We start from the raw sequence: 16,786 nt of genomic DNA, 5'->3' as shown, positions 1-16,786 counted from the left end.
AAACGTCTGAGCGGAATTTTGATTTGGAAACGACCGGCCGGGATTTTGTTGACAAATCGGGATCCGGATGCTAAGATTATTGTTAGCCAATGAAAAATTAAAAGGGTGACAATATGAAGAGGGATGACGGAGTGCCGCCGTCCGGCGGGAAGATGCCGGGCTGCAGCCCTCCGGAAATGTCCCGGGAGGAGAGAATCATGAACAGAAACCATACACAATACCTGATTCTGACTGCTTTGTTCACAGCGCTGACGGCAGTCGGAGCGTTCATCAGAATTCCGGTGGGACCGACGCCGATTACGCTTCAGCTCCTGTTTATCGCGCTGGCCGGGGTGCTGCTGGGGCCCCGGTGGGGAGCATTGTCCCAGCTCCTCTATGTGGGAATGGGACTGGCCGGCGTTCCGGTTTTCACCGGAGGGGGCGGGTTTTCCTATGTGTTCAGCCCCAGCTTCGGGTATCTCATCGGGTTTATCTTTGTGCCCATCATCATAGGGTTTATCACTCAGAGGGAGACAAGTCCGGGATTCCTGCGGATTTTCCTGGCGACTATGCTGGGAATCTTCGTCTGCTACTGCATCGGCGTTCCATATATGTACATAATTATGCGGAATGTGATGAACGTGGACATCAGCTTCGCCCGGACAGTCATGATCGGATTCGCGGTATTCATTCCGGGAGACATCGCCAAGAGCCTGATTACGGGATACCTTGGGAAACGGCTGGTGCCGGCCGTTCGGAGAAGCACCGCCGGAGCGGGGAAGGAACAAAGAAAGCAGCGGGCGGCGTAGGGCAGACGGACCGAGGAGTGCGGCACGCTACAGAGAAATGATTCAGAGGAAAACGTCCGCGGGAGTGATATGGAAAAACCTTCCATGACCGACCTGCCGGTCCGCAGAGAGTGCCGGTGCGAGTGAAAAATTGGTAAAATGTCCAAACCTGTCATTTATCAGAAAGTTCACGTTAGATGTCTTAAACTTCAGAGTCAAGTGTTTGCAAGGGAAGCATGAAAGGTTGAAATTCCGTGACTCCCCTTTTTTGTGTAGGAAAAAATACATTGTATACCGCCTTAATTTGCAACTGATTCCGTTGACTTTGAGAACCATAAAGAGTAAACTAAAGTTGACTTTGTATACACAATAATGGTCAGACTTATTCGTCGCCGCCACAGGCTGATGCGGCGGGACGTAATTTACTATTAAGTAAAGGAGGAGTTAGTAGTTATGAGTACTAATCAAGGCGGAACAACTACGGGCAACGAAAACCTGATCGCTTTTGTTTTCTGTAGTGGCGATGCTGCCGGCAAAGAGAGACTTGCGAACTGTGGTTCCTGCAAGGAAGCCGTTGAGAGCGGATTCCTGCGTGACGAGTGCAAGAACGGATGCGTGGGAATCGGATCCTGCATCGAGGCCTGCAAACAGGATGCAATGAAACTCGTAGACGGCAAAATCATCATCGATCCTGAGAAGTGCGACGGATGTGGCGATTGTGCCAAGGAGGACGTCTGTCCGCAGCTTCTGATCCGGATGATCCCCAGAGATGCGACCAACTTCATCCCATGTTCTTCCAAGGAAGAAGATGACGATCGGACAAGAGAGATCTGCGGATACGGCTGTATCGCATGCGGGGACTGCGTAAGAGCATGTCCCGAGGGCGCTGTTGACATCATTGACAACCATGCGGTTATCGATTATGACAAATGCGTCGGCTGTGTTTCCTGTACAGTTAAATGTAAGAAAAAGATCATTGTAGATACGCTGCACGATCTGACCGCTCTGAAGGAGAAGGTCGCCTTCGTGAGATGCAGCGGCGGCTACAAGCCCAACAAAAAGTATCAGGAGCTGGGATACGAGGACTGCTGTGACGTTGTGAACAATGTGAATCCTAAGGACTACGATCTCTGCACTACAGGCTGCACCGGTCTGGGGAACTGCACCAGAGTATGCCGCTATGACGCCATCCATGTCGTAGACGGAACCGCGATCGTTGATCCTGACAAATGCGTCGGCTGCAAGGACTGCACCTATGCATGTCCGAAGGGCCTGATCACGATGGTTCCGTATGGCGGGACCAAGCTCGTTCCGTGCTCCTCTACAGCAGATTATGAAGATAAGGCGGCGGTATGTGATTCCGGATGCATTGCCTGCGAGGACTGCGTGAACAACTGTCCGAACGACGCAATCTATATGGATGAGAAGCACGCGGTCGTCGATCCTGAAATCTGCGAGGACTGCAACATGTGCCAGTACATGTGCACCAGATACGTTATCAAGGAACAGGTCGTTCCAGAGAGCATCTTCCTGCAGAGAGAAGCTCTCGGCCTGACGGAAGGAGAGTGATCACGGTGAGAAATCTCAAGACAATGGACGGAAACGCGGCAGCAGCTCACGTAGCATACGCATTCTCGGAAGTTGCGGCTATTTATCCGATCACGCCATCCTCGCCAATGGCTGAGAATATGGATGAATGGGTTTCCCAGGACAGAACGAACATCTTTGGTGAAAAAGTCAAGATCATTGAAATGGAATCTGAAGCGGGTGCGGCAGGCGCTGTTCACGGCTCCGTCGTAACCGGATCGTACACGTCCACGTTTACGGCTTCGCAGGGTCTTCTGCTGATGATTCCGAACATGTATAAAATCGCGGCAGAGCAGACGCCGACTGTTTTCCATGTTGCGGCCCGCTGCGTATCCACCCATGCGCTGAATATTTTCGGCGATCATTCCGACGTCATGGCATGCCGTCAGACCGGCTTTGCGATGCTGGCTTCCAACAGCGTTCAGCAGGTCATGGATCTGGCAGCCGTCGCTCATCTGTCGACCATCGGCGGACATCTTCCTATGCTGCATTTCTTTGACGGGTTCAGAACCTCTCACGAACAGCAGAAGATCGAGACATGGGATTACGATGAACTGAAATCCATGGTGGACTGGGATGCGGTCAGACGCTACAAGCAGAACGCCCTGAATCCGAATCATCCGAAGGCGATGGGTTCTGCGGAGCAGCCGGAGGCATTCTTCCAGCACAGAGAAGCGTGCAACACCGTTTACGATGAAACTCCGGACATCGTCAACAAATATATGCAGATGGTCAACGAGAAGATCGGTACCGACTACAAACCGTTCAACTACTATGGTGCGCCAGACGCGACCGACATCATCGTCGCGATGGGTTCCGTGTGCGACGCCGCAGAGGAATTGATCGACCATATGCTGAAGGACGGCAAGAAGGTCGGCATCCTGGAGGTGCATCTGTACAGACCGTTCTCCGCGAAATACATGCTGGCGGAGATGCCGGAGACCGTAGAAAGGATTTCGGTCCTCGACAGAACCAAGGAGCCGGGAGGCATCGGCGAACCGCTGTATCTGGATGTTGTTTCCGCTCTGAAGGGAACAAAGTTCGAGACAGCGATGGTCTGCAGAGGCCGTTACGGATTGGGCTCCAAGGATGTACAGCCGGGTGACATCCTCGCAGTGTATGAGAACATGGCCGCGGCGGAGCCGAAGCCGGAGTTCACTTTGTCAATCAACGACGACGTTACTCACCTGTCGCTGACGCCGAGCCACTATCCGGACACCGCTCCCGAAGGCACAAAGGCCTGCAAGTTCTGGGGTCTGGGTGCAGACGGCACAGTCGGCGCCAACAAGAACAGCGTCAAGATCATCGGCGACCATACCGACAAAAAGGTACAGGCATACTTCCAGTATGACTCCAAGAAGTCGGGCGGCGTCACCATTTCGCATCTGCGTTTCGGCGACAAACCGATCAGATCCACATATTATGTCAAACAGGCAGACTTCGTGGCGTGTCACAATTCTGCGTATCTGCAGAAATATGACATGGTGCAGGATGTCAAACCGGGCGGATTCTTCCTGCTGAACTGCGTCTGGAATGACGAGGAGCTTGAGGAGCATATTCCGGCAAAGGTCAAGAGATATATTGCAAAGAACAACGTTCAGTTCTACACCTGCGACGCCGTTTCCATCGCAAAGGAAATCGGTCTGGGCGCACGGAGAACGAACTCCATCCTTCAGGCTGCATTCTTCAAACTTGCGGATATCATTCCGATCGATGAGGCGGAAGGCTACATGAAGGAAATGATTAAGAAGAGCTACGGCAAGAAGGGTCAGAACATCGTCGATATGAACTGCGCTGCCGTGGACGCCGGAATCAAGAACGTCCACAAGGTGGAGGTTCCCGCTTCCTGGGCGGAGGCACCGGACGACCCGGCTCCGGAGAAACTGGTCGGACGGGATGAAGAGATGTCTACATTCCTGAATGACATTCTGGTGCCGATGGCAACTATGAACGGAGATAATATTCCGGTATCGGCATATATGACATCTGCAGACGGAACCGAGCCTTCCGGCACGGCTGCCTTCGAGAAGCGCGGCATTGCCACAGATGTTCCAAAATGGATCAAGGAAAACTGTATGCAGTGCAACCTGTGCTCCTATGTCTGCCCCCACGGCGTTATCCGGCCGTTTGTCATGGATGAATCCGAGGTCGCGGGAGCGAACGGTGATTACCTGCCGATGAAGGGCACAAAGGACAAGTTCTTCTCCATCGGTATTTCCGCTCTGGACTGCTCCGGATGCGGATCCTGCGCGGATGTATGCCCGGCCAGAAAGAAAGCCCTGGAGATGAAACCCGCGGAGGACGAGATCGTTCAGAGCAGCCAGAAGAAATTCGATTATCTGTTCAAAGACGTTCCGGAGAAGGAGGTTCCCTTCAAGTCGAATACCGTCAAGGGATCTCAGTTCCTGCGGCCGCTGCTTGAGTTCTCAGGCGCCTGCCCGGGATGCGGAGAGTCTCCTTACGCCAAGCTGGTTACACAGCTTTTCGGAGACAGAATGTACATCGCGAATGCGACGGGATGCTCCTCTATCTGGGGGCACAGTGCTCCGAGCACGCCGTACACGGTCAACAAGGACGGACGCGGTCCGGCATGGTCCAATTCCCTCTTTGAGGACAACGCGGAGTTTGGACTCGGTATGGCAACGTCTGTAAACAACAGAAGAGATGAAGTGAAGCATGCTGCGGAAAGACTCGTTGAGACCATCGGCGTACCGGCCAAGGCGTGGCTGGCGACCATGGATGATGCGGAATCCTCCGGCATTACCGGTGACAATCTGGTCGCTGCCTGTGAGAAGATCGCGGACAGCAATGAGGACGCCCGGTTCGTTCTGGACAATAAGGATATGCTGGTCAAGCCGTCCATGTGGATCTTCGGCGGCGACGGCTGGGCTTATGACATCGGCTACGGCGGACTGGATCACGTCATCGCCTCCAGACAGAACGTGAATATCCTGGTATTCGATACTGAGGTTTACTCCAATACAGGCGGACAGGCCTCCAAGTCCACCCCGACCGGCGCTGTGGCGAAATTCGCAGCTTCCGGCAAAGAGGTCAAGAAGAAGGATCTGGCGCAGATCGCCATGGCTTACGGGTACGTATATGTCGCCAAGATCGCGATGGGAGCCAATCCTGAGCAGACGCTGAGAGCGCTGAGAGAGGCCGAGGCTTATGACGGACCTTCCCTGATTCTCGCGTATGCGCCGTGCATCAACCACGGAATCAAGAAGGGCATGAACAAGGCCATGCTGGAGATGAAGGAAGCGGTACGCTCCGGATACTGGAATCTGATGAGATTCAACCCGGCAGTTGCTGAAGAAGGCGGAAATCCGCTGTTCCTCGACAGCCACAAGCCGACCGACAGCTTCCGTGACTTCATCATGGGCGAAGTCCGTTACAACTCGCTGAAGCTGAAATTCCCGGAGAGAGCGGAAGCTCTGTTCACGCAGTCCGAGAAGGAATCTGTGGAGAGGTATGAACATCTGCTTCAGGAAAAGAAGAGCTACGACAATTAGGAAAGGAGGGTTCTGAAGATGAAAAGGTTTGAAATTCTAAGTAAAAGAAAACTTAATGATAATATCACCTGGCTGGTGATCAGCGCACCGCTGGTCGCCAGAAAGGCGAAACCGGGTCAGTTCATTATCCTTCGTACTGACGAATATGGTGAGAGAGTTCCTCTCACCATGGCGGGACATGACTCCGAGAAGGGCACTATCGACCTGATTTACGCGGCGGTCGGCAGATCCACCATGCTGATGGATCAGATGGAGGTCGGCGACTGCTTCGCAGACATCGTCGGACCGCTGGGAAAACCGACGAACATGGAAGGACTGAAAAAGGTCTGCGTTGTCGGCGGAGGCACCGGAAATGCTCTGGCGTATCCTCTCGCAGTCGGGATGCATGACCACGGCATCCACGTGGACATGATCACCGGTTTCAAGAACAAAGATCTGGTCATCCTGCAGGATGAGTTCGCGGCGGGAACAGATCGTCTGTTCCTGGTGACCGATGACGGAAGCGCGGGCGAGAAGATGTTCACCACTGAAAAACTGGAGCAGCTGATCAGCGAAGGCAACGAATACGACGAAATCGTCGCGATCGGACCGCCGATCATGATGAAGTTCACCTGTCAGATTGCAGAGAAGCATGGAATCAAATCCATTGCGTCCCTGACGGCATATATGATCGACGGAACCGGAATGTGCGGCGGCTGCCGCGTCAACATTGACGGCGAGGACAAGTTCGTCTGCGTGGACGGACCGGAATTCGACGGCTCCAAGGTTGACTGGGACGAGGTGCTTCAGAGAAGCGCGTACTATGGCGAGCAGGAAAAATACGACAGAGAACACGTTTGCCGTCTGACAGGAGGTGTACGTTACTATGATTAATTTGAGAAACACCAAGAATCCGATGCCGGAGCAGGATCCGAATGTCCGCAACAAGAACTTCCTGGAGGTGACCCTGGGATATACCCCGGAGATGGCTATCAGTGAAGCGATGAGATGCGTCCGGTGCAGGAAAAAACCATGTATGTCCGGATGTCCGGTCATGATTAAGATTCCTGATTTTGTGGCAAAGGTCGCCGAGGGAGACTTCGAGGCGGCGTACCAGATCATCAGCGAGGACAGTTCTCTTCCTGCGATCTGCGGACGTGTCTGCCCGCAGGAGAACCAGTGTGAAGGCGAGTGCGTCCGCGGCGTCAAGGGCGAGCCGGTTTCCATCGGCCGTCTGGAGCGCTTTGTTGCGGACTGGCACGCTGCGAACTATGGAGACGAGGAGATTCCGAAGGCAGAGAGTAACGGCCATAAGGTTGCGATTATCGGAGCGGGTCCTGCAGGACTGGCGTGCGCCGGCGATCTGATCAACAAAGGCTATGAGGTGACGGTCTTCGAGAGTCTGCACAAAACCGGCGGCGTACTGGTATACGGTATTCCGCAGTTCCGTCTGCCGAAGGAAATCGTGGCTGCAGAGGTGTCCAAGCTGGAGGCGAAGGGCGTCCGGTTTGTTACAGACGCCATCATCGGAAGAGCGATTACGGTAGATGAGCTGATCAAGGACGAGGGATATGAATCCGTATTTATCGGAACCGGCGCGGGACTGCCGTCCTTCATGCATATTCCGGGAGAGAACCTGCTGGGCGTTGTCTCCGCGAATGAGTATCTGACCAGAATCAATCTGATGAAGGCCTATAAAGACGAATATGATACTCCGATCATGCACCGCAAGCGCATCGCAGTCGTCGGAGGCGGAAACGTTGCGATGGACGCCGCCAGATGTGCCAAGAGAATGGGCGCGGACGATGTGTACATCATTTACCGCCGTTCCGCTGATGAGATTCCCGCCAGAGCTGAGGAAATCCATCATGCGGAGGAAGAAGGCATCATCTTCCACTATCTGACGAATCCGGTTCGTATCCTGGACGATGGCAACGGCGACGTCAAGGGCATCGAGTGCGTCAAGATGGAACTGGGTGAGCCGGATGCCTCCGGAAGAAGACGCCCGGTTGAGATTAAAGGCTCCAACTTCGTCGAGGACGTGGATTACGTCATCATGGCGATCGGAACCAAGCTGAACAAGCTGATTCTCGATACCACGGAGAATCTGGAACCCAACGAGAGAGGCGGAATCGGAACCGACGAGAAGGCCAACACCAACCGTCCGGAGATCTTCGCAGGCGGAGATGCGGTAACAGGAGCCGCAACCGTCATCAAGGCGATGGGCGCAGGCAAGGTTGCCGCGGCCGGAATCGACGAATATCTTTCCAGATAGGTCTGAACAAAGGCTGATTCAGACGCGGGGATGCGCCGGAATCGGAAGCGGATGAAATGCGAAATGCAGGGGGCTGTCCTAAAATAGGGCAGCCCTTTTCGTATGCCGGGTGTGCGGTTCTGCCAGGTCCTCGTCGCAGGCATGTCAGGATACTCAGCTCATGAAGAATAGATTTCCGGGAAAACGCTATAATATAACAGAAATTTGTGTTATAATAATACCGTGGTCTAATCATTGAGAGGAGAAAGCTCATGAAAAGAAGAATCAGACTGATCGTGTGTATGACGGCATTTGCCATGGTCATGACGACTGCGGGCGCGTTCGCCTGCACGGGGATGTACGTTGGCAGGGATGTCAGTAAAGAGGGAACAACACTTATCGCGCGGAGTGAGGACCAGGGCAGCGGAGCCTATAATAAGATGTTCAAGGTTCAGAAGAGAATCACCAAATCCGGACGGTATTATAAAGACACCGGTACCGGTTTCAAGGTCAAACTGCCGAAGACCACCTACAAGTTCACCTACGTTCCGGATTCCTCCGATGCAGAGGACGGTCAGTATCCGGCTTCCTGCACCAACGAATACGGTGTAGCGGTGGTCGGCACAGTTTCCACGGAGGTCAGTGAGGAATACGAGAAGGCCGATCCGGTAAAGGACACCGGAAAGGGTCTGCGTGAGGCCATTCTTCCGGGACTTGTGGCGTGCCAGGTGAAGTCCGCGAAACAGGGAGCACAGCTGCTTGCCCGCCTTCACGACAAGTACGGTGCAGAGGAATGGAACACCATCCTCCTGTCTGACAAAAAAGAAGCGTGGATCTTCGAAAATTACGGGGGACACACATACTGCGCCATGAAACTTCCGACGGATAAGGTGGCGGTATTCGGCAATCAGATCATGATCGGCACAGTGGATCCCGGCGACAAGTCGAATTACATTTTCTCAAAGAATCTTTTCTCTACAATCGACAAGGTGGGAGCCGTGAAAGAGGACGGAAAATATAATCTGGCCAAATCCATCGCAGGATTCAGGGAGGAATACTCCAATATGAGAACCTGGGAGGGCCATAGAGTTCTGGCGCCGTCTGACGCGGGAGATTATGACAATGACAAGTTCTATCCGCTTCTGTATTCTCCGGACGAAAAGGTTTCAGTGACACAGATTATGAAGCTGTTCCGGGATCGTTATGAGGGAACCAAATATGATATGTCGGATGCGGCCAATGCGACAAGACGGCCGATCGGCACCACGCGATCCTCCGACGTTCATATCATTCAGACCTATGCGAAGCTTCCGACAGACGCCTGTCAGGTACAGTGGCTACTGATGGGGAATGCGGAGCATTCGGTCTTCGTTCCCAGCTTCAGCGGGATCACGGATACTGCTGCGGAATACAAAGTGGACGGCTCTGCGGCAAGCACCGGGAGCGCATACTGGATGTTCAAGAGAAACGCAACTTTGGCGCAGTCCGACCGGAAATTCCTGAGTAAGGGTACCAAAGACTTCTGGAGCAGACAGGAAGCGAAAGAAAACGAACTGGTGAAGAAGCAGCTGAAGACGGTGACGGCGAAGTATAAGAAGAGCAAGACGGCCGGACGTGCGTATGTCACATCCGTCGGAAAGGCGGCCGCAAAGAAGCAGCTGAACAATTCCACCGTTCTGTACCGGGCGCTGGAGTATACTGCGACGTATAACGACAACGACCGCGGCAGCGACAAAGGCAAGGTCACATTTACCAGACCGGTATCCCTGAAGACATACGCTCAGTCCAAGGGCTTCAAGGTCACGGTGAAAGGAAACCGCTATACACTGAAAAAAGGCAAAGATACTTTTGTTCTGAAAAACAAGGCAAAATCTGTTTACAAAAACGGCGAATACACGGACGATCTGATCTACCCGGTTTATAAAGTCGGAAAGACCGTCTACGCTCCGGCAGGTTTTACCGGATATCTGAAATAAACAGACATGAGACGCTGTTGCAGAATTTGAATTGAAGATGATCAGACCACATATCGGAGGGCTTTCGCTCCGGACAGGCATGACGAAAGGGCATGTCTGCCGGAGCGGGGCTCTCTTTTTCTGCTTTCCTTTTCTGTTCGCTCTTCTGTGTTTCTCCTGTGTCCCACATCCACTGCAGGACTTTGCCTGTATCCCTGTTCACTTTTTTACATTTTTACGTTCATTTAACACTACTATGGTTACGGTCTTTACATTCGATCGCTATTATATAGCTGTAAACAGAAAAACGATCGCCGGTCCAAAAGCGTGGCTGGTCGGATCGGTGAAAATGAAAATAATAAATTAGGAGGAATATCATAATGGAACTGAAGAGAATGAAAAAGGTACTTGCAGTCGGCGTGATCGCCGCGATGGCAGCCACAATGTTCACTGCCTGCGGAAGCAGCTCATCCGGGTCGTCCGACTCAGACGCATCAGGGAAGATCAGCGTCATCTCCAGAGAAGAGGGATCCGGAACAAGAGGCGCGTTCATCGAGCTGTTCGGCATTGAGACGAAGGACAAGGACGGAAACAAGACGGACAATACGATCAAGGATGCAGAGATTACCAACAGCACAGCGGTCATGATCCAGACTGTTCAGGGTAACAAAGCCGCTATCGGTTACATCTCGCTGGGTTCTCTGGCAAGCTCTGTAAAGGCTCTGAAGGTTGACGGAAATGAAGCTTCTGTCGAGAACGTCAAGAAGGGAACCTACAAGGTATCGAGACCGTTCAACATCGTTATCGGAAAGAAGACCAACGCTGCAGCGAAGGACTTCATCAACTACATCATGAGCAAGGAAGGCCAGAAAATCGTTGAGAAGGAAGGATATGTTCCGGAAGACACAAGCAAGACCTACAGCAAGAGCGATGCATCCGGAAAGATTTCTGTAGCAGGGTCCTCTTCTGTAACCCCGCTGATGGAAAAGCTGGCGGAAGCCTATCAGAAGGTTAACAGCGATGTCAAGGTCGAGGTACAGGAGTCTGACTCCACTACCGGAATTACTTCCGCGACCGAAGGCGTCTGCAACATCGGTATGGCGTCCAGAGACCTGGAGAAGGAAGAGACCGACAAAGGCGTTAAGTCCAAGGAAATCGCCAGAGACGGAATCGCGGTCATCGTCAACAAAGACAACAGCCTCTCTGAGATCACCAGCGAGCAGGTTCAGAAAATCTACACCGGTGAAATCACCAAATGGGACGAGCTGAAATAAGACGTGAAAAAGACGGAGTAACGTAAATGGACAATAGCTTGAAAGAAAAGGGCATGCGGCTGGTATTCTTACTGGCGGCATGCGCCTCTATTATAGCCGTCGCGCTGATCTGTATCTTCATCTTCGGAAACGGCGTGCCGGCTATTCATGAAATCGGATTCGTCCGGTTCCTGACCGGAGTCAACTGGGAACCATCCAAGGATGTATACGAGATACTGCCGATGATTATCGGAAGTATCTATGTAACCGCAGGTGCGATTATCATCGGAGTGCCGGTGGGGATCCTCTGCGCCACATTTATGGCCAGATTCTGTAATGACCGGCTGCATCGTCTTCTGAAGCCGGCGATTGATCTGCTCGCGGGCATTCCGTCTATCGTCTACGGATTTTTCGGGCTGACGGTGATTGTGCCCCTCATCCAACAGATGTTCGGAACGAACGGAAAGGGTATCCTGACTGCCTCGCTGATGCTGGGCATGATGATCCTTCCAACGATTATCGCGGTTTCGGAATCCTCCATCCGGGCCGTACCGGAAAGTTATTATGAGGGTTCCCTTGCACTGGGAGCGACCCATGAGAGAAGCGTGTTCTGCGCAGTTCTTCCGGCGGCGAAGTCGGGAATCGTGGCGGCGGTGATCCTCGGAATCGGCCGTGCCATCGGAGAGACTCTGGCGGTATCCATGGTAATCGGAAATCAGGCACTGGTGCCGAACAGCATTCTGGCAGGAGCCCGTACCATGACAACCAATATCGTGTTGGAAATGGGGTATGCCACAGGGCTGCACAGAAGAGCGCTGATCGCGACGGCGGTGGTGCTGTTCACCTTCATTCTGATCATCAATCTGCTGTTTGCGATTGCAAAGGAAAGGAGTGAGAAGAATGACTGAGTATTACAGAAACCACAAAGGATCGCTGGCGCTGCGTCTTCTTGTCTATCTTTCAGCTGTGCTTACAGTGCTGGTTCTGGTAGTTCTGATCGGATATATTCTGATCAAAGGAATCCCCAACATCACGCCGGAGCAGTTTCAGTGGAAATATACGACCCAGAATGTCTCCATGATGCCGGCCATCATCAATACATTGACTATTACCGTTCTGTCATTGCTTGTAGCCGTGCCCTTCGGGGTGTTTTCCGCGGTCTACCTGGTAGAGTATGCGGAGCGGGGAAATAAACTGGTACGGGTGATCCGTCTGACCACGGAGACCCTGTCCGGAATACCATCCATCGTCTACGGACTGTTTGGATTCCTGTTCTTTGTCGTCGCCCTGGGATGGGGACTTTCCATTCTGGCGGGAACCATGACGCTGGCAATTATGATTCTGCCGCTGATCATGAGAACGACAGAGGAAGCGCTGAAGTCTGTACCGGACAGTTACCGGGAAGGAAGCTTCGGCCTTGGCGCGGGAAAGCTGAGAACCGTTTTTCACATTGTACTGCCATCAGCAGTGCCGGGAATACTGGCCGGTGTTATACTTGGAATCGGCAGAATTGTTGGCGAAACGGCGGCTTTAATTTATACAGCAGGTACAGTTACAGGCGTTGCGACGGGTCTGCTTCATTCCGGAAGGACCCTGTCTGTTCACATGTACGCGCTCTTATCAGAGGGCCTTTACATGAAGCAGGCCTACGCAACGGCTGTGATTCTGCTGGTCATGGTAATTATTATCAATGCGGTCTCCGGCCTGATTGCCGGAAAGGTCGCCGGAAAGAATAAAAAGGAAAACTAGAAATGGACAAATTTACGATAAGGGATTTGAATCTTTATTACAGTGGGTTCCATGCGCTGAAGTCCATCAACCTGAATCTGCCGTCCAATGAGATCACGGCGTTTATCGGACCCTCCGGCTGCGGAAAATCCACGCTGCTGAAGACATTGAACCGAATGAACGATCTGGTCGAGGGCTGCCGCATCGAGGGCGATGTGCTGCTGGACGGACAGGATATCTACGATTCCCGGATGGATGTGAACCACCTGAGAAAGCGTGTCGGAATGGTGTTTCAGAAGGCGAATCCCTTTCCGATGAGCATTTATGACAATGTCGCTTACGGTCCCCGTACACACGGCGTCAAGAACAAAACTCAACTGGACGAGATTGTGGAATCTTCTCTTCGGGGAGCCGCCATATGGGACGAACTGAAGGACCGGCTGAAGAAAAATGCTATGGGTCTGTCCGGCGGTCAGCAGCAAAGGCTCTGTATCGCACGGGCTCTGGCTGTGCAGCCGGAGGTTCTTCTGATGGACGAGGCGACCAGCGCCCTGGATCCGATCTCCACCTCCAAGATTGAAGATCTGGTTCTGGAACTGAAGAAGAAATACACGATCATCATGGTGACGCACAATATGCAGCAGGCGCTGCGTGTTGCGGACAACACGGCGTTCTTCCTGCTGGGTGAGATGATCGAATACGATCGGACTGAGAAACTGTTCTCAGTACCGTCAAACAAGAAAACAGAAGAGTATATTACAGGGAGGTTTGGCTGATGAGAAACCGATTTGACGCACAGCTCGCACAGCTGAATGTGGAACTGATCAAGATGGGAAGCCTTTGTGAGCTGGTGATCTCCAACTCGATGAACGGACTGCTGGAGGATAATGACGAGCTGCTGAAAATCGTCGAGGAGACTGATCCGGAAATCGATGAGAAGGAACGCGAAATCGAGACGATGTGTTTCAAGCTGATGCTTCAGCAGCAGCCGGTAGCGCGGGATCTCCGTACGATTTCCGCCGCGCTGAAGATGATTACAGACATGGAGCGAATCGGCGATCAGGCGTCGGACATCGCAGAGATCGCGAAATACATAGAGGGTGAGGATTCCAAGCATCATACCCATCTGAAGGCGATGGCGGAATCCGCTGCAGATATGGTTACCGGAGCGATCCGTTCCTTTGTGGAGAGAGATCTGGATCTGGCTTATGAGGTCATGAGATCAGATGATGTGGTAGACCGGCATTTCGATGAAATGCGGGAAGATCTCATCTCCATGATACGCAGTGGAGAGGATTCTCCGGAGCTGTGTCTGGATCTGCTGATGATCGCCAAATACTGCGAGCGCATCGGAGACCACGCAGTCAACATCGCCGAATGGGTGGAGTTCGCGATTACCGGCGTGCACATCAGCGAGGAACTCAGAAACGAGAATGCGAAGCAGAAAGGCGAAGAAAGATAATTCCGACCCAAAAATGGAACAAAAAACACAATACTCCTGTCATCTATGCTATAATAAACAGAGTCTGTTCATCAAGTCCCCGCAGGACCTGGTGGATGCTGACGGCAGTCTGACGGCAGCTCCGCGGTGCGCAATCCGGCGCCAGGGCGCATGAGTGACTGCATAGCTGAGGATGGGAGTATTTTTTATGGAACGAGAATTTGGACTTGGCAGAGTGCTGGAGCCGAAGGGAGTCTTTCCGCCTATCGCCTGGAGGCTGGATACGGATCGGGAAATCCGGCGGGGAGAGGCGCGTATCCGCCTTGAACTGATCAATATAGAGTGGGACAGCTTTCAGCAGATCTGCAGCAGCAGCGGCTATGCAGAGGACAAGATCCGGGCGCGCATCTTCGACATTGTGGAGAAGAGGGGCAAGCTGCAGAACCCGTTCACCCGTTCCGGAGGCGTGCTGATGGGAACTGTGGAAGCAGTCTCCCCCAGTTTTAATGCAGATGTTGCGATTCAGCCGGGTGACCGGATATACTGTCTGACCTCGCTGACATCTCTTCCGCTGCATATTGACGAGATTACAGAAATCGACTTCGACTACGGGCAGATCCGCTGTTCCGGCTACGGAATCATCTTTGAAACATCACCGGTATATCGGCCTAGTATGCTTTTGAATCTGAGTGACAAAGCCATGATGGCGGCTTTCGACGAGTCAGGAAGTATTTACGGCTCTTATATTGCGGCACAGGAGCAGGACTGCCGTACGGTGGCGATTCTGGGGAACAATCTCCATACGATGCTGCTGTACGCGGCGTCCATGCGGGAGGCCATCGGACCGGAATATCAGGTCATCGGAATCGTGGACGATTACTATAACGACAACATTTCCAGAGAGGAGATCGTCCGCGTGCTGACGCCACTGATTAAAGACATTCATTTTGTGAACTTCAGCGAGCCGGTGAAAACCTACGAAACTCTGAAACAGGATCTGAAGATACGCAGCCCGATCGACATGGTGATCGTTACTGACGATATCGCGGGAACGGAAACGATGGCCGTAGAACTGGTGAAAAACCGGGGAGCCATTTACTTTACTTCCTTTGACAGCAATTACAACATCGCGGCGCTCTGTGCGGAAGCCCTCGGAAAGATGGTAATCAGCTACGCCTTCGATCAGTTTATTGACGGGTTCTTGGACTTTTCCCGGCAGATTTTGTATGTTCTGGCGCCCAAGCTGGAGGAAATCGACGGAATGTACCGGAGTTATTCCGGAAGCCGGCACCAGGTGCAGAGCAGAGCGAAGAGCCGAGCCGTGGAGAACGCGGGACGGGACGACGGCTTCATTTATCAGGACATTGTGACCCGCAATATGGTAGAGGACGTTCTGAATATCGCCCATTACGACTGTAACGTGATTATTCAGGGAGAGACCGGTGTCGGAAAAGAGAAGGTGCTGGAACTGATTCATCAGAACAGCGAGCGGTGCGCCAAGCCCTGCGTCCGGATTAACTGTGCCACGATTCAGGAGAATCTGGCGGAATCCGAATTCTTCGGGTACGAGTCCGGCGCGTTCACCGGGGCACAGGCCGGCGGAAAAGCCGGATACTTCGAGGCGGCTAACGAGGGTATTCTGTTCCTGGATGAGATCGGAACTCTTTCCATGAACATGCAGTCCAAGCTGCTGCGGGTACTCCAGGAAAACCAGTTCTACCGGGTGGGCGGAACGAAACAGATCAATGTGAATGTGCGTGTGATCTGCGCCAACAACGTGCCGCTGCGCCAGCTGGTGGATCAGGGCAAATTCCGGGAGGATCTGTACTACCGGCTGAATATCTGCACCATCGAGGTTCCGCCGCTGCGGGAACGGCGGGCGGATATCCTCGTGATGGCGGAATTCTTTGTGGAGAAATGTAACAAGCGGTATGGTACGGCCAAGGAGCTTTCCCCCGAAGCGTTGAACCGATTGTATGATTACTATTGGCCAGGCAATGTGCGGGAACTGGAGAACGTGGTGCATCGTCTGGTGATAAGCACCAGAGGAAATGTCATCGGCGACGAGGATGTTGACGCGCTTCTGAATGAAAGCGCCTACGGCGATCTGGTCCGGAGCATCCGCAAGACTTATGACCGGAATGATCGACTGGATTTCCATCAGATCATGGAGCAGCAGGAAAAACGTTTAATCGAATACGCACTGAAGAAAGAGAAGACTACGCGTAAGGCGGCGGATATGCTGGGGCTTCCCCAGACGACCTTAGCGCGAAAAAAATTGAAATACGGGCTGTAGGATGCCGGAGGAAA

The 16,786-nt window shown here is 52.8% G+C and carries 12 protein-coding genes; all 12 read left to right on the top strand.

The annotated features are described in order from the left end of the window. Positions 1-113 precede the first annotated feature (113 nt). The 12 genes from FYJ64_RS02270 (at position 114) to FYJ64_RS11490 (ending at position 16,772) form a co-directional block, all read left to right on the top strand. Positions 114-788 (top strand): biotin transporter BioY, encoded by a 675-nt coding sequence (locus FYJ64_RS02270; protein ID WP_235897085.1) that lies wholly within the window; start codon positions 114-116, stop codon positions 786-788. 432 nt (positions 789-1,220) lie between these two features. Beyond that, positions 1,221-2,336: a 4Fe-4S dicluster domain-containing protein gene (locus FYJ64_RS02265; RefSeq protein WP_154573613.1), complete on the top strand. Its 1,116-nt coding sequence runs from the start codon at positions 1,221-1,223 to the stop codon at positions 2,334-2,336. Between the two features lie 23 nt (positions 2,337-2,359). Next, positions 2,360-5,866, top strand: a complete 3,507-nt coding sequence (gene nifJ, locus FYJ64_RS02260; RefSeq protein WP_154573652.1) for a pyruvate:ferredoxin (flavodoxin) oxidoreductase — start codon at positions 2,360-2,362, stop codon at positions 5,864-5,866. 18 nt (positions 5,867-5,884) lie between these two features. Continuing rightward, complete coding sequence (locus FYJ64_RS02255) at positions 5,885-6,739, top strand: sulfide/dihydroorotate dehydrogenase-like FAD/NAD-binding protein (RefSeq protein ID WP_154573612.1); 855 nt, start codon at positions 5,885-5,887, stop codon at positions 6,737-6,739. Continuing rightward, entirely contained in the window at positions 6,732-8,120 is a 1,389-nt protein-coding gene (gene gltA / locus FYJ64_RS02250) for an NADPH-dependent glutamate synthase (protein ID WP_154573611.1), read from the top strand. The genes FYJ64_RS02255 and gltA overlap by 8 nt, the downstream gene beginning before the upstream one ends. Positions 8,121-8,371: 251 nt before the next feature. Then, positions 8,372-10,075, top strand: a complete 1,704-nt coding sequence (locus FYJ64_RS02245) for a C69 family dipeptidase (RefSeq protein WP_154573610.1) — start codon at positions 8,372-8,374, stop codon at positions 10,073-10,075. A gap of 359 nt (positions 10,076-10,434) precedes the next feature. Continuing rightward, a complete protein-coding gene (locus FYJ64_RS02240) occupies positions 10,435-11,328 on the top strand; it encodes a substrate-binding domain-containing protein (protein WP_235897084.1) in 894 nt (297 codons plus the stop codon). Positions 11,329-11,354: 26 nt separating this feature from the next. After that, complete coding sequence (pstC, locus tag FYJ64_RS02235) at positions 11,355-12,215, top strand: phosphate ABC transporter permease subunit PstC (protein ID WP_154573609.1); 861 nt, start codon at positions 11,355-11,357, stop codon at positions 12,213-12,215. Continuing rightward, entirely contained in the window at positions 12,208-13,056 is an 849-nt protein-coding gene (gene pstA, locus FYJ64_RS02230; protein ID WP_154573608.1) for a phosphate ABC transporter permease PstA, read from the top strand. The genes pstC and pstA overlap by 8 nt, the downstream gene beginning before the upstream one ends. Positions 13,057-13,058: 2 nt before the next feature. After that, positions 13,059-13,811 (top strand): phosphate ABC transporter ATP-binding protein PstB, encoded by a 753-nt coding sequence (gene pstB / locus FYJ64_RS02225; protein WP_154573607.1) that lies wholly within the window; start codon positions 13,059-13,061, stop codon positions 13,809-13,811. Beyond that, positions 13,811-14,497 carry a phosphate signaling complex protein PhoU gene (phoU, locus tag FYJ64_RS02220; protein WP_154573606.1) on the top strand — a complete coding sequence of 229 codons (687 nt, stop codon included), beginning with the start codon at positions 13,811-13,813 and terminating at the stop codon, positions 14,495-14,497. The genes pstB and phoU overlap by 1 nt, the downstream gene beginning before the upstream one ends. Before the next feature lie 187 nt (positions 14,498-14,684). Further along, positions 14,685-16,772: a sigma-54 interaction domain-containing protein gene (locus tag FYJ64_RS11490; RefSeq protein WP_235897083.1), complete on the top strand. Its 2,088-nt coding sequence runs from the start codon at positions 14,685-14,687 to the stop codon at positions 16,770-16,772. Positions 16,773-16,786 lie beyond the last annotated feature (14 nt).

This window comes from Hornefia butyriciproducens, assembly GCF_009695915.1.
GTDB lineage: Bacteria > Bacillota > Clostridia > Peptostreptococcales > Anaerovoracaceae > Aminicella > Aminicella butyriciproducens.
This window is presented reverse-complemented; position numbering and strand designations above follow the sequence as displayed.